The organism is Martelella limonii (assembly GCF_013344475.1).
GTDB lineage: Bacteria > Pseudomonadota > Alphaproteobacteria > Rhizobiales > Rhizobiaceae > Martelella > Martelella limonii.
Genome location: NZ_JABUOU010000004.1, coordinates 445,464 through 466,163, shown reverse-complemented (window position 1 = coordinate 466,163; position 20,700 = coordinate 445,464). Strand labels below are relative to the sequence as shown.

The window sequence follows — 20,700 nt, the reverse complement described above, 5'->3', positions numbered from 1 at the left end:
GAAAATCGTTACGCGCGAGCTTTCGGCATATCTGCCGTTTCAGTCTTGTCCGAAAAGATCGCGGGTAAAGACCTTGTCGGAGACATCTGCGATCTCGGCCGCGGGTCTGTTGGCGACGATGACGTCTGGCAAACGCTTGAACGTCTCGATATCCTTGATCACCCGCGCGGCGAAGAAGGTGTCGTCGGCCAGTGCGGGCTCATAAACGATCACCTCTATGCCCTTCGCCCTGATCCGCTTCATGATCCCCTGGATCGACGACTGCCGGAAATTGTCAGAGCCTTCCTTCATCACCAGCCTGTATATGCCGACGGTCTTCGGCCCGAGGGCCAGAATGCGTTCGGCGATGAAATCCTTGCGGGTGGTGTTGGCGTCGACGATGGCGTTGATCAGATTCTGGGGCACGTTGGAGTAATTGGCGAGCAACTGCTTGGTGTCTTTCGGCAGGCAATATCCGCCATAGCCGAAAGAAGGGTTGTTATAGTGATTGCCGATCCGGGGATCGAGACCGACCCCCTCGATGATCTGGCGGGTGTCCATGCCGTGCGCCATCGCATAGGAATCGAGTTCGTTGAAATAGGCGACCCGCATGGCGAGATAGGTGTTGGCAAACAGCTTGATCGCCTCCGCCTCCGAGGGGTCGGTGAAAAGGATCGGAATATCCTTTTTCCTTGCGCCTTCGACGAGCAGGCCGGCGAATGTCTCCGCTCTCTCTGACCGTTCGCCGACAATGATCCGGGATGGGTAGAGGTTGTCGTGAAGCGCCTTGCCCTCGCGCAGGAACTCCGGCGAGAACATCACCTGGTCCGTCTGCAATTCGCGGCGGACACGCTCGATGAAGCCGACCGGAACGGTGGACTTCACCACGATGGTTGCAGCCGGATTGAGCGCCATGACCGAGGTGATGACGGCTTCGACGGAAGAAGTGTCGAAGAAATTGGTTTTCTCGTCGTAATTCGTCGGCGTCGCCACGATCACGAAATCGGCGCCCCGATACGCTTCCTCCGGATTGGTCGTCGCCGAGAGCGCCAGCTTCTCTTCCCGGAGGTAGCGGGCGATATCGGGGTCGATGATCGGGCTAATGCCCGCATTCAACTGGGCCACGCGTTCCGCGCTGATATCGATCGCCTGAACCTCATGGTTCTGGGCGAACAGAACGGCGTTGGACAATCCTACATAGCCGATACCGGCAACGGCGATTTTCATGGTCACACTCAGGGGCTTGGGCGGTGTCGGATGGAGCACCGGGCCTGTCTAGGCCAAAGCGCGGCTTGAGAAATTGCCATCCAGAAAGGCTTGATAGGAGTCGGCAATTCCCTGTTCGAGACTGATCTTAGGCTGCCATCCCATGGCGCGCAGCTTGTCCGCGCTCATCAGCTTGCGCGGCGTGCCGTCAGGCTTGGAAAGATCGTGCACGATATCGCCCTCGAAGCCAACGGTCTTGCAGACGAGCTTGGTGAGGTCGAGGATCGAGATATCGGAGCCCGAGCCGACATTGACGTGCTCGTCGCCCGAATAGGTCTTCAGCAGGAAAACCAGCGCGTCGGCACAGTCATCGGCGTGGAGGAATTCGCGCATCGGCGTCCCCGTGCCCCAGACCACGACCTCGCCTGCACCGCTCATCTTTGCCTCATGGGCCTTGCGGATCAGTGCGGGCATGACATGGCTGGAGTTCAGGTCGTAATTGTCGCCCGGCCCATAAAGATTGGTCGGCATGGCAGAGATGTAATCGCGGCCATGCTGCCTGCGATAGGCCTGGGCAAGCTTGATGCCGGCAATCTTGGCGATCGCATACCATTCATTGGTCGGCTCCAACGGCCCGGTCAGAAGCGCGTCTTCCCGGATCGGCTGGTCGGCGAATTTCGGATAGATGCAGGATGAGCCGAGAAACAGGAAGCGGTTGACATCATTGCGGTGCGCGGCCTCGAAGATATTGGCCTCGATCATCAGGTTGTCATAGAGGAAGTCGGCCGGATAGGTATCGTTGGCAAGGATGCCGCCAACCTTTGCCGCCGCCATCACAATGGCATCGGGCTTTTCCGCGCTCAGGAAGTCCTCGACTTCCGCCTGCCGCTTCAGATCGACGCGATCGCGGCCGGCGGTGATGACGTCGCAGTCTTCATTGGCAAGTCTGCGAACGACTGCGGCGCCGACCATGCCGCGATGGCCGGCAACCCAGATTTTCTTTCCAGCGATATCGAACGACATCTGTTCTCTTTCTTGCAAGGCTGCTCAGCCTTCGAGGCTGACAGGCAGGTCGAGACCATGGGCTTTCAGAAGCGCGTGACGCCGTGCGGACTTGTGGTCTTCGACCACCATTTCGCGGCACATCTCGCGCGCCGTGATCTCCGGCACCCATCCGAGCTTGTCCTTTGCCTTGGATGGATCGCCGAGCAGCGTGTCGACTTCTGCGGGACGGAAATAGCGCGGATCGATCCGGACGATGACGTCGCCCGGCTTGACGTGCGGCGCAAGATCGCCGTGAACGGCCTCGACTGTGCCGACCTCATCGACGCCGGAGCCGGAAAACGCGATCTTGATGCCGAGATCTTCCGCCGCCCAGGTGATGAATTCGCGCACCGAATACTGCTTGCCGGTCGCGATCACGTAATCTTCGGCGCTGTCCTGCTGCAGCATCATCCATTGCATGCGGACATAGTCCTTGGCGTGGCCCCAGTCGCGCAGTGAATCGATATTGCCCATATAGATGCAGCGTTCGAGGCCGAGCGCGATATTGGCAAGGCCGCGCGTCACCTTGCGGGTCACGAAGGTCTCGCCGCGCCGCGGGCTCTCATGGTTGAACAGGATGCCGTTGCAGGCATACATGCCATAGGCTTCGCGGTAGTTGACCGTGATCCAGTAGGCGTAAAGCTTGGCTGCGGCATAGGGCGAGCGCGGATAGAATGGCGTTGTTTCGCGCTGCGGCGTTTCCTGAACCAGACCATAGAGCTCGGATGTCGATGCCTGATAGAAACGGGTCTTTTCCTCAAGGCCCAGGAACCGGATCGCCTCGAGCAGGCGCAGCGTGCCGATGGCGTCGACATCGGCGGTGTATTCGGGCGCTTCGAAGGACACAGCAACATGGGACTGCGCGCCGAGATTATAAACCTCGTCCGGCTCGATATCGCGAATGATGCGGGTCAGGTTCGACGTATCGGACAGGTCGCCGTAATGCAGCTTCAACTGCGCGTTCGAAACATGCGGATCCTCGTAGAGGTGGTCGATCCGCTGGGTGTTGAAAAGCGAGGCGCGGCGCTTGATGCCATGCACCTCATAGCCCTGTTCCAGGAGAAATTCCGTAAGGTAAGAGCCGTCCTGACCGGTAATGCCGGTAATCAAAGCCTTTTTGGTCAAACTATCTCTCTTTAACGCAGTGTCCGTAAGGACATGAACGGTATTGGTGTAATGCAATGCGCCGGCCGGATGGCTTTGGCGTAATCTCATCTCGATTTTAAAAAAGAATTGCAACAATTGATATGGTGATGCCGCAAGATAACGGTCGGCGTTCGCGGAAGCAACGATTTCATCGATTTTTGCCGCCGATCTTGCGGCTGTTTTCGTTTTCCGGAGTCAGTCAGTGCGGTATTTGGAAGCTGCACCAGATGGGAGACCGCAATATGGACTACACGACCAGACTCGACCCAGACATTCTTGCCTTCGTGGACGCGACCAACGCGTTCTATCCGGCTGATCTGAGGCCCGATGACTGGGGCCGTCAGCGCCAGATCTATGACAGGATGTGCGCAGAGTATCATGCCGGGCGGCCGCCTGGGCTGAAGGTGGAAGACCGGACCATTGCCGGCGTCAGAGTGCGCCTTTACGGCGCGGAAAGCGATGTCGTCGTTCTTTATGCCCATGGTGGTGGCTTCGTGCTCGGCGGGCTTGAAAGTCATGATGACGTCTGTGCCGAGCTTGCGGTGGCAGCCGGCGTGCAGCTTGTGGCTGTCGACTATCGGCTGGTGCCCGAGCACGCCCATCCGGCGGCCTACGACGACGTTATGGCTGTGGCGCGCGCGCTTTCGGAAGATCACGCGCTGGTGCTGAGCGGCGACAGCGCGGGCGGATCGCTGTGTGCCTCGGTTGCCGGAACCTGGCAGGGTGCCCGGCCGCTCGCCGGCCAGGTTCTGATCTACCCCTCGCTCGGCTATTTTCCGGAAGGCGGGAGCTATGAAACCCATGCCAATGCACCGCTTCTCACCCGTGACGAGGTCAAGACCTACGGTCTGCTGAGAGGCGGCGCGATGGATGATCCAAGGGCAATGCCAAGTGCGGGCGATCTCACCCGGCTGCCACCGACAGTGCTGTTTGCGGCCGAGTGCGATCCGATGCACGACGACTGCCTTCGGTATCAGGCAGCTGCAGAGGGTGCCGATGTCACGGTTCACACGCATGAAGGGCTCGTCCATGGCTGGCTGCGCGCGCGCCACCGCAGCAAGCGAGCAGGAGCGGCCTTCGCGGAGATTGCCGATGCCCTCTCAGATCTCTGCCGGCAGGCGCGATGAGATTTTGACCGGACGCCGGCGTTTGCATCACGGTTTCGAGCGGTGCAGCTCAGCGGAAGTCAAAGGCCGATAGGCCGGAAACCATTTCGTCAAGGCCGAGGGGTCTGGTCACCGGCGGTTCGGCGCGGGCGAGACAGCCTGTCCTTTCGCAAAGCCGGCAGACGGGCCCGATCAGCGTCGTCGGCGCCTCCGGCTTTGCATAGACGGTGGCTGCCGCTTCGGCAAAAGGCAGGCCGAGAAGGAGCGCGGTGCGGTGCGGGCGTTCTCCATAAAGCGGCTCTGGTCCCTCGATCGTGCGCGCGATCGCCAGGTATTGTGCGCCGTCCGGCATCTCCACGCGCTGGGTGAGGAGCCGTCCGGCCTGAGCGAAGGCATCATAGACATCAAGGCGCGGGCACTCGCCGCGAAACCCGCCGGTGCGCCTGAGGATATTGCCCGCGACATCGATTTCGATGGCAAAGAAGGACGGGCCGGCCTGATCCGGCCGGCGCAGGCTGACGAGCCGGGCTGCGGCCTGTGCGAACGAAACGCCGAACCGTCCCGCAATCAGCGAGACGTCGTATTTCTCCCGCCGCGCCGCCTCGAAAAATGCGCCGTAAGGCATCATCAACGCATGGGCGGCATAGCGGGCGAGCTCGAAACGGGCGATCCGCCTGGCCTCGTCTCCGGTCAGCGAGAGCGCATCGATCGCCTCTGCGATCTCCGTCTGGAAAGCCAGCAGGGCAACCTCGATCGCGATCTCGCGCTGGCGGTCATGCGGTGAAAACCGGGCAGAGATGAAAAGCCGCATGGTGTGGCGGTCGAACCGCCTGCCGAGATTGACCATGACATGCGGCGGCAGCACCCGCACGGCGATGCCGTGACGGTCGCGAAGCCAATCGCGCAAAGACGCATAAAGCGCGTCCCCGGGGGCAAGCTCGCCATGAAGCGCTTCGGCGGCGCGGTCGAGCGCATCGAAATACCAGGGTCGGCGCAAAAGCGCCTCGCGCACCTCGTCATGCGGAAGCCGCCGTCCGGACAGATGCGTCTGGCGACCTTCCTCGGCCAGAAGGGCGGTGAGGTCGGAAAGGCGAGCGGCCTGTTCCTGATAGGCGCGGTAGAGCTTGGTAACGGCGAGCGCCGCATTGGGAGCCGCCTCGGCCACCTCCAGAAGTTCCTGGTCCCCCGGAAGTTCGCCGGAAAGCAGCGGATCGGCGAAGACCGCCTTCAGCTGAGCGACCGTGTCGCCGCTCGAGCCCTGCAGCGAGGCAATGTCGATGTCGTAGACGGCGGCGAGCTTCATCAGCAGTTGCACCGTGAGCGGGCGCTGGTTGCGTTCGATCAGGTTCAGATAGGAGGGCGAGATCGAAAGCGCCTCGGCCATGCCTGTCTGGGTCAGTTCAAGCTCGCGGCGCAGCCGGCGCAAACGCGGTCCCGCAAAGATCTTTGAATCGGCCATGGCTTTCCATTTCGTGTTTTACAAAATTTACAAATTTACATGGGTTCTTTGTAAAGAGTGCGACAGTATAACTCGTTTCTGAGGCGTTTGTACATGTTTTAATTGGATAAAGGAGAGGGAGTTCAGTAAATATTTGACAGACGCAACGCGATAATCCGTTGGAAATTACATATGCGTCGGGAGTGAGGAGAAAGCTATGTCGGAATTTTACAATCTCGTTCAGGGCGCACCCGAAGGCCGGTTCGATGGCATCGAACGGCCCTACAGCGCTGCCGATGTCACCCGCCTGCGCGGCTCGATGCAGATCCGCGCGACGCTGGCGGAAGAGGGGGCGAAGAGGCTCTGGACCCTGATCCACAGCGAGGACTTCGTGAACGCGCTCGGCGCCCAGTCCGGCAATCAGGCGATGCAGATGGTGCGCGCCGGGCTGAAGGCGATCTATCTGTCCGGCTGGCAGGTGGCCGCCGACGCCAATACCGCATCCGCGATGTATCCCGACCAGTCGCTCTATCCCGCCAATGCCGGGCCGGAGCTCGTCAAGCGCATCAACAAGACGCTGCAGCGCGCCGACCAGATCGAGGTTTCGGAAGGCGAGGGGCTTTCGGTCGAGACCTGGTTTGCCCCGATCGTCGCCGATGCAGAGGCAGGCTTCGGCGGCCCGCTCAACGCCTTCGAGATCATGAAGGCCTATATCGAGGCGGGTGCCGCGGGCGTCCACTTCGAAGATCAGCTCGCCTCCGAAAAGAAATGCGGCCATCTCGGCGGCAAGGTCCTGATCCCGACGGCGGCCCATATCCGCAACCTGACCGCAGCGCGTCTCGCCGCAGACGTCATGGGCACGCCGACGCTGGTGATCGCCCGCACCGATGCCGAGGCCGCCAAGCTTCTGACATCCGATATCGACGAGCGCGACCAGCCCTTCGTCGATTACGATGCCGGGCGTACGCCGGAGGGTTTTTATCATGTCCGCAACGGGCTGGAGGCCTGCATTGCCCGCGCGGTCGCCTATGCGCCCTATTGCGATCTTATCTGGTGCGAGACGTCCAAGCCGGATCTGGAACAGGCGCGCCGGTTTGCGGAAGGCGTGCACAAGGAGCACCCCGGCAAGCTGCTGGCCTATAACTGCTCGCCGTCCTTCAACTGGAAGAAAAACCTGGACGATGCCGATATCGCCCGCTTCCAGCGCGAACTCGGGGCCATGGGCTACAAGTTCCAGTTCATCACGCTCGCGGGCTTCCATCAGCTCAATTACGGCATGTTCGAACTCGCCCGCGGCTACAAGGAGCGCCAGATGGCGGCCTATAGCGAATTGCAGCAGGCCGAATTTGCAGCCGAGCGCAATGGCTACACGGCGACCCGCCACCAGCGCGAAGTGGGCACCGGCTATTTCGATGCCGTGTCGATGGCGATCACCGGCGGAACCGGCTCGACGACCGCGATGGGCGGCTCGACCGAAACCGCGCAATTTGAAGCAGCCGAATAGAAAGGGAGGAAATGCGATGACACCGAAGCTCAATGTCAAGGAACGCGCAGAAGCGCAGACCGGCGAAATGACGGCCGATCAGCAGGCGGCGATCCGCATGGTCGCCAATGATCTTCACCGGCTGAACCAGGCCGTGATGCGGGCGGTCGATGCCGGCGTCTCGGTCGAGATCATCCGCTCCGCCCGCCATCATGGCGGCGGCCGCTGGGGCGATCTTCTGGTCCCGATCATCATCGCCGGCGCGCCGGCAATGGCGGAGGCCGGCGAACGCGCGCTCTGACCAGCGCGCCCGGCATTGCCGGAACCGCTCACATTTTTTTTAAAGCCCGCCCGCCTTATTTCGCGCGTGCGGGCTTTTTTCTGACTCAGTTCTGCGCCAAGGAAGCCTTATGAAACTGATCAGAACCATCAGCGCATCAGCCCTTATCGGCATGGGCGCGGCCACAGGGGCTGCGGCCCATCCGCATGTCTTCGTCGATGCCCGCCTGGAAGTGGTCGCGGATGATGACGGCAATGTCACCGCGCTGCAGAATGTCTGGCGCTTCGACGAGTTCTTCTCGTCCTCGGTGATCATGGATTACGACACCAACATGGACAACCAGCTTGCCGGTGACGAACTGACGGAAATCGGCGAGACCGTGCGCCAGTCGCTTGCCGAATATGGCTATTATACCCAGATCACCGACAATGGCGAAGACGTGCCGCTGGCCGAGCCCGATGTCATTCATGCCGATATGGTGGATGGCCAGCTGCTGCTGATTTTCTCGGCAAAGCCCTCAAAGCCCGTCAAGCTCGACGGGCATCTGACCTTCGGCATCTACGACGCCAGCATGTACACCGCGATCGACTTTCAGCGCGACGAGGATCTGGTGATGATCGGCTCCGCCTTCGATCGTTGCAAGCATACGGTCGTCCGTCCTGATCCGGACCAGATCATCTCCGAGAACAACGACGCTCTGACGGCTGCCTTCTTCAATGATCCGACCGATATGAGCAAGCTTTTTGCAACCCGCCTGGACCTCACATGCACCGAATGATCCGGCCGCTTGCGCTGCTTCTGCTGCTGGCGCTTCTGGCTTTCCTGGCCTTTGGCCTGAACGATAAATCCTTCTCCGCCTCTCCCCTCGGCATCGGCTCTTCCGAGCCGTCCTTTTCCTCATCCTTCGGTCCGCTGCAATCGCTGCTGATGACGATCAATCAGTACCAGCAGGAATTCTACCGCGCGCTGACGGCCGCGCTGAAGGCGATGAAGGACGATCCGGTGAAGGTGCTGGGCCTTGTGGGCCTCTCCTTCGCCTACGGCGTGTTTCATGCCGCAGGCCCCGGCCACGGCAAGGCGGTGATCTCCTCCTACATGATCGCGAACGAAACCGAGCTGAAGCGCGGCATCGCGATCTCGTTCGTGGCCTCGCTGGCGCAGGGCGTGACGGCGGTGGTGCTGGTGGGGGCTGCCTATCTGTTCCTGCGCGGCACGTCCGTCTCGATGCGGGATGCGACGCTGTTCATGGAGCGGGCGAGTTTCCTGCTGATTGCCGGCTTCGGCTTATGGCTGCTCTACACCAAGACCCGCGCGATCTTCCGTGGCAACGGCCATCATCATGTTCACGGGCACGGCGATGCCCATGATCTTGGTCACGCTCATGGGCACGGCCATAGCCATGAGCATGGTCACGATCACGGACATCATCATCACGCCGCGCATGACCACGCGCATGACCACCGGCATGAACATCAACACCATGACGACCACCATGTGCACGGTCCCGATTGCGGTTGCGGTCATGTGCATATGCCGGAGCCGAAGGATCTGGGCGGCAAGGAGTTCGACTGGAAGGGCGCGGGTTCGGCCGTGCTGGCAATCGGCATGCGGCCCTGCTCCGGCGCGCTGATCGTGCTCACCTTCGCGCTTTTGAACGGCCTGATCCTCGGCGGCATCGCCTCGGTCTTCGCTATGGCGATCGGAACGGCGATCACCGTCTCGGTGCTTGCCATCATCGCGGTTTCGGCCAAAGGGCTTGCCGTCAGGCTCGCCGGGCGCGGCTCCAAGCGGGCGACACGGATCGGCTATGGGATCGAGATCGGCGGCGCGCTTCTGGTCACGCTTCTGGGGCTCACCCTGTTTGCGGCTTCGATGACGGGCTGATCCGATCAGATGCCGGCGCCCTGGTTCTGGTAATGCGCCATGCCTTCCAGGAATTCCGCAACGAAGGGCGTTGCGGGCGTGCGCAGCAATTCTTCCGCCGTGCCGAACTGTTCGATATGGCCCTCCGACATCACCGCGATCCGGTCGGCGATCTCGAAGGCTTCCTCCTGATCATGCGTCACCAGAATGGCGGAAATGCCGACGCGCTTCTGCAGGTCGCGGAGCGCACCCCGCAGCCCCTTGCGGATCTTGGTGTCGAGCGCGCTGAAGGGCTCGTCGAGCAGCAGAAGCCGCGGCTCGATTGCCAGTGCCCGGGCAAGCGCCACGCGCTGGCGCTGGCCGCCTGAGAGCTGCGACGGGTAGCGCTCGGAAAGATGGCCGATCTCCGCCATTTCCAAAAGGTCCCGCACCCGCTTGCCGATCTCCTCGCGTGACGGCCGCGTGGCGCGCGGGCGCACCTTCAGCCCGAAGGCGGTGTTTTCGGCAACCGTCTTGTGCTCGAACAGTGCGTAGCTCTGGAACACCATGCCGAAGCGGCGAAGCCGCGCCTCAAGCCCGGTAATGTCCTCGCCCTCCATCAGGAGCCGGCCTTCCTCGGCAAATTGCAGGCCCGCGATGATCCGCAGAAGCGTGGTCTTGCCGGAGCCGGAGGGGCCGAGAAGGGCCACGAACTCGCCCGGACGGATATCGAGATTGACGCCGTCGAGCACGCGGGTCCGGTCATAGGATTTGGAGATGTTTTCGACTGTGAGGGCCATGTCCGGTCTTTCTCAGTGCGCGTTCGGGTGGCGCGATTCAATCACCGACCTCAGGATCAGCGTGATCACGGCAATCACCGTCAAAATGGTGGCGGCAGCAAAGGCGCCGGCGACGTTGTAATCATCATAGAGCAGTTGCACCTGCAGCGGCAGCGTCATGGTCTCGCCGCGAATATTGCCGGAGACGACACTGACCGCGCCGAATTCGCCGATCACCCGCGCATTCGCCAGGATCGCGCCATAGAGCAGCGCCCAGCGGATATTGGGCAGGGTGACGTGGAAAAAGGTCTGCCAGCCATTGGCGCCGAGCGTCAGCGCGGCCTCTTCCTGGTCGCGGCCTGCAACCTCCATCAGCGGGATCACCTCGCGGGCGACGAAGGGGCAGGTGACGAACAGCGACACCAGCACGATGCCGGTGAGGTTGAACATCAGCTGGATGCCGTATTGATCGGCGTAGCTGCCGACGAGCCCGGTGGAGCCGTAGACCAGCAGATAGCAGAGACCTGCGACGATCGGCGAGATCGAGAACGGCAGCTCGATGATGGTGATCAGCACCCGGCGGCCGGGAAAGCGGAACCGCGTGACCGCCCAGGCGGCGCAAATCCCGAAGGCGATGTTGACCGGCAGCGCGATCAGCGCCGTGATCACGGTGAGCTTGATCGCATGCAGCGTTTCCGGCTCGATGATGGCGGAGGTGTATACGCCGACGCCTTCGGCAAAGGCGCGCACGAAGATCGCAAGGCTTGGAAGCCCCATGATGAGGGCGGCGAAGGCGACGGCGACGAGCACCAGCGCGGCGCGTTTCATCCGGCGCTTTCGCATCAGGGCGGCGACTTGCGGATGGGCCATGTTACGCACCCCTCCTCATATATTTCGCCGCGCGGTTCTGGGCGATGTTGGCGAGGATCAGCACGGCAAGCGCCAGCGCCAGCACCGTGCCGGCGATCGCGCTTGCGGCAGGGAAATCATATTCATCAAGTCGGATCATGATCAGCAGCGAGGCGATCTCGGTCTTGAAGGGCATGTTGCCGGCAATGAAAATGACCGCGCCGAACTCGCCGAGCGAGCGGGCAAAGGCGAGTGAGGCGCCCATGATGAAGCTCGGAAACAGCTGCGGAAACACGATATGGCGGAACACCTGGAAATCGGTGGCGCCGAGCGTCTGCGCGGCCTCCTCCAGATCGTGGCTCAGGCTTTCCATCACCGGCTGGACGGTGCGCACGCCGAAGGGCACGGAGGTAAACGTCATCGCCAGTGCTATGCCCCACCAGGTATAGGCAACCTTGATGCCGAATTCTGACAGCAGCATGCCCATCCAGCCATTGCGGTCGTAAAGCGCCACCAGCGCGATGCCGGCAACGGCGGTCGGCAGCGCGAAGGGCAGATCGATCAGCGCATCGAGCAGGCGCTTGCCGGGGAAGGTGTAGCGCACGATCACCCAGGCGAGCAGCAGGCCGAAACAGGCGTTGAACACGGTGGCAAGCGCCGCGGCCGAGATCGTCACTCGAAAGGCCGCCAGCGTGCGCGGATTGGTGATGATCTGCCAGTATTCCGCAAAGCCGAGCTGGCCAAGCTGCCAGAACAACGCCGACAGCGGCAGCAGGATGATCAGGGCGACGAAAAGCAGCGTGGTCCCGAGCGTCAGCCCGAACCTAGGCATGACGCTGCGATTGGCGCGTCGTGAAGCTGTCGACATGATGAACGTCATGATGGCCCTATGCGGTGATGCCGGTGGCTATAGCAATTCTCTTCGCGCGGAGCACGGGTTTTGTTTGGTGCCGGGCGCGCGGTGCGTTCCGTGGAGGCTTCACCGAAGCGAAATGCGCCGCAGACGGTTCAGTTGTCCGAAAACCTCACCCCTCGAAGTGTCATGCTCGGGCTTGACCCGAGCATCCAGGCCACTCGGAAAGCCTTGCCTGGACCCTCGGGTCAAGCCCGAGGGTGACGCTGAGAGTGAGGCGCGCCTTGTGCCAAACCCAACGGAACGGGAAAGCCGCCCGCCCTTCCTCAGGGCAGGCGGCACTTGCTCGATTGTCGCGATTACCGCTTCGACTGGATCTGGTCCAGAACGCCGCCATCGGCGAAGTGGGTCTCGTTGGCCGCTTCCCAGCCGCCGAACACGTCTTCGACGGTGATCAGCTTCACTTCGGGGAACTTGTCGGCATATTCGGCCTTCACTTCCTCGTTGTGGACGCGGTTGTTGAACGAGGCGACGATCTCCTGGCCTTCCTTGGTATAGAGGAATTCGAGATAGGCCTTGGATACCTCTTCCGTGCCGCGTTCCTTGGCGACCTTGTCGACGACGGCGACCGGGAATTCGGCGAGCAGCGACATGGAGGGCACAACGCGCTCATAGTCGTCTTCGCCATATTCGGCGCGGATGTTCTCGACTTCCGCCTCGAAGGTGATCAGCACATCGCCGATGCCGCGTTCGATGAAGGTGGTGGTGGCGCCACGGCCGCCGGTGTCGAACACGGCAACATTGCCGAGGAAATCGCCGACGAATTCACGGGCCTTCTCTTCATCGCCGCCAAACTGTTCAAGGGCGTAGCCATAGGCGGCCAGATAGGTGTAGCGGCCATTGCCGGAAGTCTTCGGGTTCGGGAAGACGAGTTCCACGCCTTCGGCGGCGAGATCGTTCCAGTCCTTGATGCCCTTCGGATTGCCCTTGCGTACCAGGAAGGCCGGCAGCGAATAATAGGGCGAGGCATTGTTCGGCAGCGCCTGCTGCCAGTCGGCCGCGACAAAACCCTTGTCGGCGAGGATCTGGACGTCGAGCACCTGGTTGAAGGTGACGAGGTCGGCCTTCAGCCCCTGCAGGATGGCGCGCGCCTGCTTGGAGGAGCCGGCATGCGACTGCTTGATCTCGACATCGTCGCCAGTTTCGGCCTTCCAGTATTCGGCAAAGGCCGGGTTGATCGCCGCGTAGAGTTCGCGGGCGATATCATAGGAAACGTTGAGGATTTCCACCTGCTCGGCCTTGGCCGGTGCGGTGAAAATCAGGGCTGCGCCGATTGCGGCGAGGATGGTCTTCTTCATGAGCTGAGCCAATCTGCTGAGTGGAAATGTCTGGGCGGAGATTAGAAAATGCGGCGATATTGCGCCAAGAAAACTGTTCGCCCTATCGTGCTCTGGTTAGAAAATTATGTTCGAACTTCCGCCATAACGCCCGGTTTGTTTGCGCGTTCCGCTTCGAGGCTTCCCCACGGCCAAAAAATCGCCACCCTTGTGGCCGGCATGGTATAGAGCCAGCAGCACCGTGCCAGACTGATGTGAAGGAGCCATTTCATGAAAATCGGATTTATCGGACTTGGACTGATGGGACGGCCGATGGCGGCCAACCTGATCGACGCCGGCCATGAACTTTTCATCAACCGCGTCAAGCCGGTGTCGGAATTCCTGATCGAGAAAGGCGCCACCGCCTGCGATAGCCCGAAGGCGGTGGCAGAAGCCGCCGAGATCGTGATCACCATCGTTTCCGACACGCCGGATGTCGAAGAAGTGCTGTTCGGCGAACAGGGCGCGGTTCATGGCCTGTCAAAGGGCAAAATGGTGATCGACATGAGCACGATCTCGCCAATGGCGACGCGGGATTTCGCCGAAAGGCTCGCCGCGATCGGCTGCGGCTATCTCGACGCGCCGGTTTCCGGCGGCGATATCGGCGCAAAGAACGCGACGCTGACGATCATGGTCGGCGGATCGGACGACGATTTTGCCCGCGGCAAGCCGCTGTTCGAGGCCATGGGCAAGACCATCACCCATATCGGCCCGGTTGGCGACGGCCAGACCGCCAAGCTTGCCAACCAGATCGTCGTGGGCCTCACGGTCGAGGCCGTTTCCGAGGCGCTGCTGTTTGCCAAGAAGGCGGGCGCGGACCCTGCCAAGGTGCGCGAGGCGCTGATGGGCGGCTTTGCCGGTTCGCCGATCCTGAAGATCCACGGCGAGCGGATGCTCAACCGCACCTTCGAGCCCGGCTTCAGCATGCGGCTTCAGAGGAAGGACATGTCGCTCGTCGTCAACGCCGCCCGCGAGATCGGCCTGTCGCTGCCGAACGCCGCCTCCACCGAGCAGTTGATGAATGCGGCGATCGCCCGCGGTGACGGCGAACTCGACAATTCGGCGCTGATCCGCACGCTGGAGGCGCTGGCCGGGGATTGAGGCTTTCGCCTACGCTCTGTTCCATCGGGCGCGCTGAATTCGGAGGCTGCAGCGGTGTCACCGCGCCGCATAGCTCCCAATACTCTCTCCCGCTGGCGGGAGAGATGCCCCGAAAGGGGCAGTGAGGGTGGCGCAGCGTTTCAAATCGCGTGTGCGTTCGAGGGGAGATACTCCCCCCTCACTGTCGCTGTCGCGACATCTCTCCCCTCCGGGGCGAGAAGATTGGGGGGCTGTGCGGCGCGTTCAGCAGCAAGGTGCCCGCTTCCGCTGCGGTTTTACCGGAGCGATGATATGCCGGGAGATACCACGGGGAAGCCAGGAATTTATTCCTCTTCGAACTCGATCAGCGCTCCCTGAAAATCCTTGGGATGGGCGAAGAGGACCGGTTTGCCGTGGGCGCCGGTCTTTGGCTTGCCGTCGCCGAGAACGCGGATGCCGCTTTCGCCGAGTTTTTCCGCAGCGTCCGCAATATCGTCAACCTCCAAGCAGAGATGGTGAATGCCGCCGCTCGGGTTCCTGTCGAGAAAGCTTGCGATCGGAGAGGCCTCGCCAAGGGGGTGCAACAGCTCGATCTTGGTGTTGTCGAGGGTGATGAAGACCACGGTGACGCCATGCTCCGGCAGGTCCTGAGGGGCGGACACTGTCGCGCCGAGCGCCTGATAGCGTGCGGCGGCTTCGGCAAGATCCGTCACGGCGATGGCGACGTGGTTGAGGCCCTTGATCATGCTAGCGGTTCCTTCTCTTGCCCTCGAGCAGGTCGATCAGCGAATTGGCGGAGTCGAGCACATTGGTGCCGGGGCCGTAGACGGCGGCAACGCCGTTTTCGAGCAGGTAATCATAATCCTTGCGCGGAATGACGCCGCCGACGACCACGATCACTTCGTCCGCGCCGCGCGCCTTCAGCGCCTTGACGAGCTGCGGGGCGAGCGTCCTGTGGCCGGCGGCAAGCGATGACATGCCGACAATATCGACCTTTTCGGAGACCGCCAGGGCGGCGGCCTCGTCGGGCGTCTGGAACAGCGGGCCCGCGACCACGTCGAAGCCGATATCGCCGTATGCAGAGGCGATCACCTTGGCGCCGCGGTCATGCCCGTCCTGGCCGAGCTTGGCGACGAGAATACGGGGCGTCCTGCCCTTCGCGTCCGAATAGGTTTTCAGCCGGTCGGTGAGCATGGCGAATTCCGGGTCGTCCTTGTAGGCCTCGCCGTAGATATTGCGCACCACCTTGGGGGTTGCAACGTAGCTTCCGAAGGCGTCGCGCATCGCATCCGAAATCTCGCCGACGGTGGCGCGGGCACGTGCCGCATCCACCGCTGCGGCCAGGAGATTGCCTTCACCGGTCCTTGCGATCTCGGCAAGGCGGGACAGTGCGCTTTCGCAGGCATTCCTGTCGCGGCTTCGGCGGATCTGTTCGATCCGGCGGATCTGGGAGGCCTTGACGGCGGAATTGTCGATGTCGAGCGTCTCGATCGGTTCCTCGTTTTCGAGCCTGAACCTGTTGACGCCGACGATCACCTCCTCCCCCTTGTCAACGGCCGCCTGACGGCGGGTCGCGGCCTCCTCGATCATCTTCTTCGGCAGGCCGGCATCAACGGCGGCGGTCATGCCGCCCATGGCCTCGATCTCGGTGATCAGCGCCCAGGCCTTGTCGGCGAGCTCCTTGGTGAGGCTCTCGACATAGTAGGAGCCGGCCAGCGGATCGACCACCTTGGTAATCCCTGTCTCGTTCTGCAGGATCAGCTGGGTGTTGCGGGCGATGCGGGCGGAGAATTCGGTCGGCAGCGCCATCGCCTCGTCAAGCGCATTGGTGTGCAGCGACTGCGTGCCGCCAAGGGCGGCCGACATTGCCTCATAGGCTGTGCGGATGACGTTGTTGTAGGGGTCCTGTTCCTGAAGCGACACGCCGGACGTCTGGCAATGGGTGCGCAGCATCAGGGAGGAAGCCTTCTTCGGCTCGAACTCCTCCATGATCCGCGTCCACAGCAGGCGCGCGGCGCGCAGCTTGGCGGCCTCCATGAAGAAGTTCATGCCGATCGCGAAGAAGAAGGACAGCCGCCCGGCAAAGGCATCGACATCGAGCCCCTTCTTCAGCGCCGCGCGGACATATTCGCGCCCGTCGGCAAGGGTAAAGGCAAGTTCCTGCACCAGCGTCGATCCGGCCTCCTGGATGTGGTAGCCGGAAATGGAAATCGAATTGAATTTCGGCATTTCCGTCGCGGTATATTCGATGATGTCCGCAATGATCCGCATCGAGGGTTCGGGCGGATAGATATAGGTGTTGCGGACCATGAACTCCTTCAGGATATCGTTCTGGATGGTGCCGCTGAGCTTGTCGCGCGAAACGCCCTGTTCTTCGCCGGCGACGATGAAGCTCGCCAGGATCGGGATCACCGCGCCGTTCATGGTCATCGACACCGAGATGGTCTCGAGCGGGATGCCGTCGAACAGGATCTTCATGTCCTCGACCGAGTCGATCGCCACCCCCGCCTTGCCGACATCGCCTTCCACGCGCGGATGGTCGCTGTCATAGCCGCGATGGGTGGCGAGGTCGAAGGCGACGGAAACGCCCTGCTGGCCTGCGGCGAGATTGCGGCGGTAGAAGGCGTTGCTCTCCTCGGCGGTCGAGAAGCCGGCATATTGGCGGATGGTCCAGGGCCGTCCGGCATACATCGTCGCGCGCGGGCCGCGCACGAAGGGGGCAAAGCCCGGAAGGCTGCCGAGATGATCGATGCCGGCAAGATCGTCGGCGGTATAAAGCGGCTTGACCGCGATCCCCTCCGGCGTGTTCCAGGTCAGCTCCTCGGCGGGCTTTTTCGCCTCTTTTTCCGCGAGCGCCTTCCAGTCGCTGATCGTCTTGTTCGGCATGCCCGTCTCTCCCCGTCGCGGTTATTCGAATTCCATGATCATCTCGTCGACGGCAAGGCTTGCCCCCGTCTCGACAGCGATCGTCTTGACCACGCCGCGCTTTTCGGCGCGCAGGATGTTTTCCATCTTCATCGCCTCGACGGTGGCAAGCGCCTGGCCGGCCTCCACCGTGTCGCCCTCTTGGACGGACAGCGCGGTGATCACCCCCGGCATCGGGCAGAGCAGCATCCTGGAGGTGTCGGGCGGCAGCTTTTCCGGCATCAGTTCCGCAAGGGCTGCGATGCGGGGCGAGCGGACCCTCGCGGTCACATCCATGCCGCGCCAGCGCAGCCGGATCGCCGCACCTTTCAGGTCGACCTTGACGCCGGCGGTGCGACCATCGACCGCAAAACCCGCGTGGCGCATGCCGGGCAGCCAGTCGCTTGCAATCTCGACCGTTCTGCCGTCTGCGAAAGAGACGGTGCCGCCATCCTTCCCGGCTTTGATTTTCAAGGGGAACGCCTTGCCCGCGAGCGTGGCCACCCAGTCCGTGCCGATGCTGCGGCGATGGTTGTCGATCGTGCCGGAGATATGGGCCGCACGGTCCTGTACCCGGTGGTTGATCAGCGCGGCAACGGCCGCAAGCAGCCGGGCATCGGCATCGTCGGGTTCGACACCGGTGAACCCGTCGGGAAATTCCTCCGCGATATAGGCGGTCGTCAGCCGCCCGTCGCGAAAGCGCTGCTGGCGCATCACGGCCGACAGGAAGGGCAGGTTGTGGCCGATGCCCTCGACCTCGAAATTGTCGAGCGCGTCGCTCATCGCATCAATCGCGCTGGCGCGGTCTGGGGCGTGGGTGCAGAGCTTGGCGATCATCGGGTCGTAATACATCGAGATTTCGCCGCCCTCGGTGACGCCGGTGTCGTTGCGCACCACCGTGCCATCCGCGCGTTCGCCTTCTTCCGGCGGCCGGTAGCGCGTCAGCCTGCCGATCGAGGGCAGGAAATTGCGGTAGGGGTCTTCGGCATAAAGGCGGCTCTCGATCGCCCAGCCGGTAAGCTTCACATCGTCCTGCGTCAGCGCCAACTTTTCGCCAGCGGCAACGCGGATCATCTGCTCGACCAGATCGAGGCCGGTCACGAGCTCGGTCACCGGGTGCTCCACCTGCAGGCGGGTGTTCATTTCGAGGAAGTAGAATTTACTCTCCTTGCCATCGACGATGAACTCGACCGTGCCGGCGGAGTGATAGCCGACGGCCTTTGCCAGCGCCACGGCCTGCTCGCCCATCGCCTTTCGGGTTTCTTCATCAAGGAAAGGCGAGGGCGCTTCCTCGATCACCTTCTGGTTTCGCCGCTGGATCGAACATTCCCGCTCGCCGAGATAGAGGCAATTGCCGAACCTGTCGCCCAGCACCTGGATTTCGATGTGGCGCGGTTCGGTAACGAATTTCTCGATGAAGATGCGGTCGTCGCCAAAGGCGTTCTTCGCTTCGTTCTTCGAGGACTGAAACCCTTCGCGTGCCTCCTTGGCATTCCAGGCAATGCGCATGCCCTTGCCGCCGCCGCCGGCGGACGCCTTGATCATTACCGGATAGCCGATTGCGTCGGAAATCGTCACCGCCTCGTCGGCATCCGCAATCAGCCCCATATGGCCGGGCACGGTCGAAACGCCGGCTTCCGCCGCCAGCTTCTTCGAGGTGATCTTGTCGCCCATCGCCTCGATCGCGCCAACCGGAGGGCCGATGAAGGTGACGCCTTCCTTTTCGAGCGCTGCGGCAAAGACCGGATTTTCGGAGAGGAAGCCATAGCCCGGATGCACCGCGTCCGCGCCCGTCTTGCGGATCGCGTCCAGTATCTTTTCGATGACGATATAGGACTGGTTCGAAGGCGCGGGGCCAATATGGACGGCCTCGTCGGCCATCTTCACATGCAGCGCGTCGCGGTCGGCGTCGGAATAGACCGCGACCGTTGCGATGCCCATGCGCTTTGCCGTCCTGATCACCCGGCAGGCGATTTCGCCGCGATTGGCGATGAGGATTTTGGTGATCGCCACGGTCAGACCTCCAGATGGTCTTCGAAGGATTCCGGGAAACTCGCCCGCGCCACCGGTTCGTTGATCACCAGCATCGCCTCATAGGATTGGGGGTCGAAATCCTGTTCGGCCGAAACGACCTCGCGGCCGAACAGCAGCGACAGGCGGGCGGCGTCCAGATTGCCGCGCTCGAACGGCTGGTCGCCGAAATGATGCCAGAGCGCGTGCAGGAAGGCGGCATCGACCAGATGTTCCTTCGATCCCTGCCGCGCGCGTCGCGGCAGGGCCTTGATCGGCGTGACCCGTTTCGGATTGGCGCGGCGGATCACGAACTGGATGCCGGTGCCCGGCATGCCGGACGGAAATCCGCGATGCTTCGTCATGTCAGGCAGTTTGACCATGTCCGTCTCCTTCCAAAGTGCAGATGCGCATTACAACAGTCCGTCGAAATCCGAGGCGGCGTGACGTTCCTGAAGTGCCGGTTCGCCCGACGGCTTGTTGACGATCGCGCCGCGCTTGACCGCAGGGCGTTCCGCCAACTGCCGGGTCCAGCGCTGGACATGTTCATATTCATCGACCGAGAGGAATTCGCCAGCGTCATTATAGGCGCCGTGCTGGGCAAGGCGTCCATACCAGGGCCAGATCGCCATGTCGGCGATGGAATAGTCGCTGCCCGCGATGAACTCGTTATCCGCAAGCTGACGGTTCAGCACGTCCATCTGGCGCTTCACCTCCATGGCGTAGCGGTCGATCGCATACTGGATCTTGATCGGCGCATAGGCGTAGAAATGCCCGAACCCGCCGCCGAGGAAGGGCGCCGAGCCCATCTGCCAGAACAGCCAGTTGAAGGTTTCGGCCCGCGCGCGTGGATCCGCCGGCAGGAAGGCGCCGAATTTTTCCGCGAGATAGGTCATGATCGAGGCGCTCTCGAACAGGCGAATGGGATCGCCGCCATCCTTCGGCGCATGGTCCATCATCGCCGGGATCTTGGAATTCGGATTGACGCCGACAAAGCCGGAGCCGAACTGGTCGCCATCGCCGATCTTGATCATCCAGGCATCGTACTCGGCCCCGCTGTAGCCTGCGGCAAGCAGTTCCTCCAGCATGATCGTGACCTTCTGGCCATTGGGCGTGCCGAGCGAATAGAGCTGCAGCGGGTGCTTGCCGACCGGCAGTTCCTTGTCATGGGTCGGGCCGGCGGTCGGCCGGTTGATGCTGGCGAATGCGCCGCCATTCCCCGGTTCCCACGTCCATACTTTCGGCGGCTCGTAGCCTGCGGGAAGGTTGTTTTCGGGCGGAAATTTGTTCTCGGTCATGAAAGTCAGTCCTCTCGGTGGGGTCGC

General features: G+C 62.1%; 19 protein-coding genes. 6 read left to right on the top strand and 13 right to left on the bottom strand.

The window, feature by feature from the left end; translation table 11 throughout:
- Positions 1-39: 39 nt before the first annotated feature.
- The 3 genes from HPQ62_RS11970 to gmd are packed head-to-tail and all read right to left on the bottom strand — an operon-like array spanning position 40 to position 3,354.
- Positions 40-1,206, bottom strand: a complete 1,167-nt coding sequence (locus HPQ62_RS11970) for a nucleotide sugar dehydrogenase (RefSeq protein ID WP_174802767.1) — start codon at positions 1,204-1,206, stop codon at positions 40-42.
- 48 nt (positions 1,207-1,254) lie between these two features.
- Positions 1,255-2,208, bottom strand: a complete 954-nt coding sequence (gene fcl / locus HPQ62_RS11965) for a GDP-L-fucose synthase (protein WP_194246321.1) — start codon at positions 2,206-2,208, stop codon at positions 1,255-1,257.
- A gap of 24 nt (positions 2,209-2,232) precedes the next feature.
- Positions 2,233-3,354, bottom strand: a complete 1,122-nt coding sequence (gene gmd / locus HPQ62_RS11960; protein ID WP_174802766.1) for a GDP-mannose 4,6-dehydratase — start codon at positions 3,352-3,354, stop codon at positions 2,233-2,235.
- Positions 3,355-3,617: 263 nt separating this feature from the next.
- On the opposite strand from gmd, the gene HPQ62_RS11955 reads away from it, so the two are divergent.
- On the top strand, positions 3,618-4,502 hold the full coding sequence (locus HPQ62_RS11955; RefSeq protein WP_174802765.1) for an alpha/beta hydrolase: 885 nt from the start codon (positions 3,618-3,620) through the stop codon (positions 4,500-4,502).
- A 49-nt stretch (positions 4,503-4,551) separates the two neighbouring features.
- On the opposite strand, the gene HPQ62_RS11950 is transcribed toward HPQ62_RS11955, so the two are convergent.
- Complete coding sequence (locus tag HPQ62_RS11950) at positions 4,552-5,940, bottom strand: helix-turn-helix domain-containing protein (RefSeq protein WP_174802764.1); 1,389 nt, start codon at positions 5,938-5,940, stop codon at positions 4,552-4,554.
- Between the two features lie 196 nt (positions 5,941-6,136).
- Between HPQ62_RS11950 and aceA the strand changes: the two genes are divergently transcribed.
- From aceA to HPQ62_RS11930, 4 genes are all read left to right on the top strand, one after another.
- The gene (gene aceA / locus HPQ62_RS11945) at positions 6,137-7,423 is read left to right on the top strand and encodes an isocitrate lyase (RefSeq protein ID WP_174802763.1); all 1,287 of its coding nucleotides are present in this window, start codon (positions 6,137-6,139) and stop codon (positions 7,421-7,423) included.
- Positions 7,424-7,439: 16 nt separating this feature from the next.
- Positions 7,440-7,703 carry an SMc00767 family acetate metabolism repressor gene (locus HPQ62_RS11940; protein ID WP_174802762.1) on the top strand — a complete coding sequence of 88 codons (264 nt, stop codon included), beginning with the start codon at positions 7,440-7,442 and terminating at the stop codon, positions 7,701-7,703.
- Between the two features lie 109 nt (positions 7,704-7,812).
- On the top strand, positions 7,813-8,460 hold the full coding sequence (locus HPQ62_RS11935; protein WP_174802761.1) for a DUF1007 family protein: 648 nt from the start codon (positions 7,813-7,815) through the stop codon (positions 8,458-8,460).
- Positions 8,448-9,566 (top strand): nickel/cobalt transporter, encoded by a 1,119-nt coding sequence (locus HPQ62_RS11930; protein ID WP_174802760.1) that lies wholly within the window; start codon positions 8,448-8,450, stop codon positions 9,564-9,566. The genes HPQ62_RS11935 and HPQ62_RS11930 overlap by 13 nt, the downstream gene beginning before the upstream one ends.
- Before the next feature lie 5 nt (positions 9,567-9,571).
- Here HPQ62_RS11930 and HPQ62_RS11925 read toward each other — a convergent pair whose 3' ends face one another.
- From HPQ62_RS11925 to cysP, 4 genes are all read right to left on the bottom strand, one after another.
- A complete protein-coding gene (locus HPQ62_RS11925; RefSeq protein ID WP_174802759.1) occupies positions 9,572-10,324 on the bottom strand; it encodes an ATP-binding cassette domain-containing protein in 753 nt (250 codons plus the stop codon).
- Between the two features lie 12 nt (positions 10,325-10,336).
- Entirely contained in the window at positions 10,337-11,173 is an 837-nt protein-coding gene (gene cysW, locus HPQ62_RS11920; protein WP_174802758.1) for a sulfate ABC transporter permease subunit CysW, read from the bottom strand.
- A gap of 1 nt (position 11,174) precedes the next feature.
- Entirely contained in the window at positions 11,175-12,020 is an 846-nt protein-coding gene (cysT, locus tag HPQ62_RS11915) for a sulfate ABC transporter permease subunit CysT (RefSeq protein ID WP_174802757.1), read from the bottom strand.
- A 344-nt stretch (positions 12,021-12,364) separates the two neighbouring features.
- Positions 12,365-13,363: a thiosulfate ABC transporter substrate-binding protein CysP gene (gene cysP, locus HPQ62_RS11910; protein ID WP_174802756.1), complete on the bottom strand. Its 999-nt coding sequence runs from the start codon at positions 13,361-13,363 to the stop codon at positions 12,365-12,367.
- 249 nt (positions 13,364-13,612) lie between these two features.
- Here cysP and HPQ62_RS11905 point away from each other — a divergent pair, with 249 nt between their 5' ends.
- Positions 13,613-14,482 (top strand): 2-hydroxy-3-oxopropionate reductase, encoded by an 870-nt coding sequence (locus HPQ62_RS11905; RefSeq protein ID WP_174802755.1) that lies wholly within the window; start codon positions 13,613-13,615, stop codon positions 14,480-14,482.
- Positions 14,483-14,805: 323 nt separating this feature from the next.
- On the opposite strand, the gene mce is transcribed toward HPQ62_RS11905, so the two are convergent.
- Genes mce through yghU form a run of 5 tightly spaced genes read right to left on the bottom strand, consistent with a single transcriptional unit; the run spans position 14,806 to position 20,673 of the window.
- Positions 14,806-15,207 carry a methylmalonyl-CoA epimerase gene (gene mce, locus HPQ62_RS11900; RefSeq protein WP_174802754.1) on the bottom strand — a complete coding sequence of 134 codons (402 nt, stop codon included), beginning with the start codon at positions 15,205-15,207 and terminating at the stop codon, positions 14,806-14,808.
- 1 nt (position 15,208) lies between these two features.
- Entirely contained in the window at positions 15,209-17,347 is a 2,139-nt protein-coding gene (gene scpA / locus HPQ62_RS11895) for a methylmalonyl-CoA mutase (RefSeq protein WP_174802753.1), read from the bottom strand.
- Between the two features lie 21 nt (positions 17,348-17,368).
- Complete coding sequence (locus HPQ62_RS11890; RefSeq protein ID WP_174802804.1) at positions 17,369-19,384, bottom strand: acetyl-CoA carboxylase biotin carboxylase subunit; 2,016 nt, start codon at positions 19,382-19,384, stop codon at positions 17,369-17,371.
- Positions 19,381-19,758, bottom strand: a complete 378-nt coding sequence (locus HPQ62_RS11885; protein WP_174802752.1) for a hypothetical protein — start codon at positions 19,756-19,758, stop codon at positions 19,381-19,383. The genes HPQ62_RS11890 and HPQ62_RS11885 overlap by 4 nt, the downstream gene beginning before the upstream one ends.
- Before the next feature lie 30 nt (positions 19,759-19,788).
- Positions 19,789-20,673 carry a glutathione-dependent disulfide-bond oxidoreductase gene (gene yghU, locus HPQ62_RS11880; protein WP_174802751.1) on the bottom strand — a complete coding sequence of 295 codons (885 nt, stop codon included), beginning with the start codon at positions 20,671-20,673 and terminating at the stop codon, positions 19,789-19,791.
- Positions 20,674-20,700: the final 27 nt, after the last annotated feature.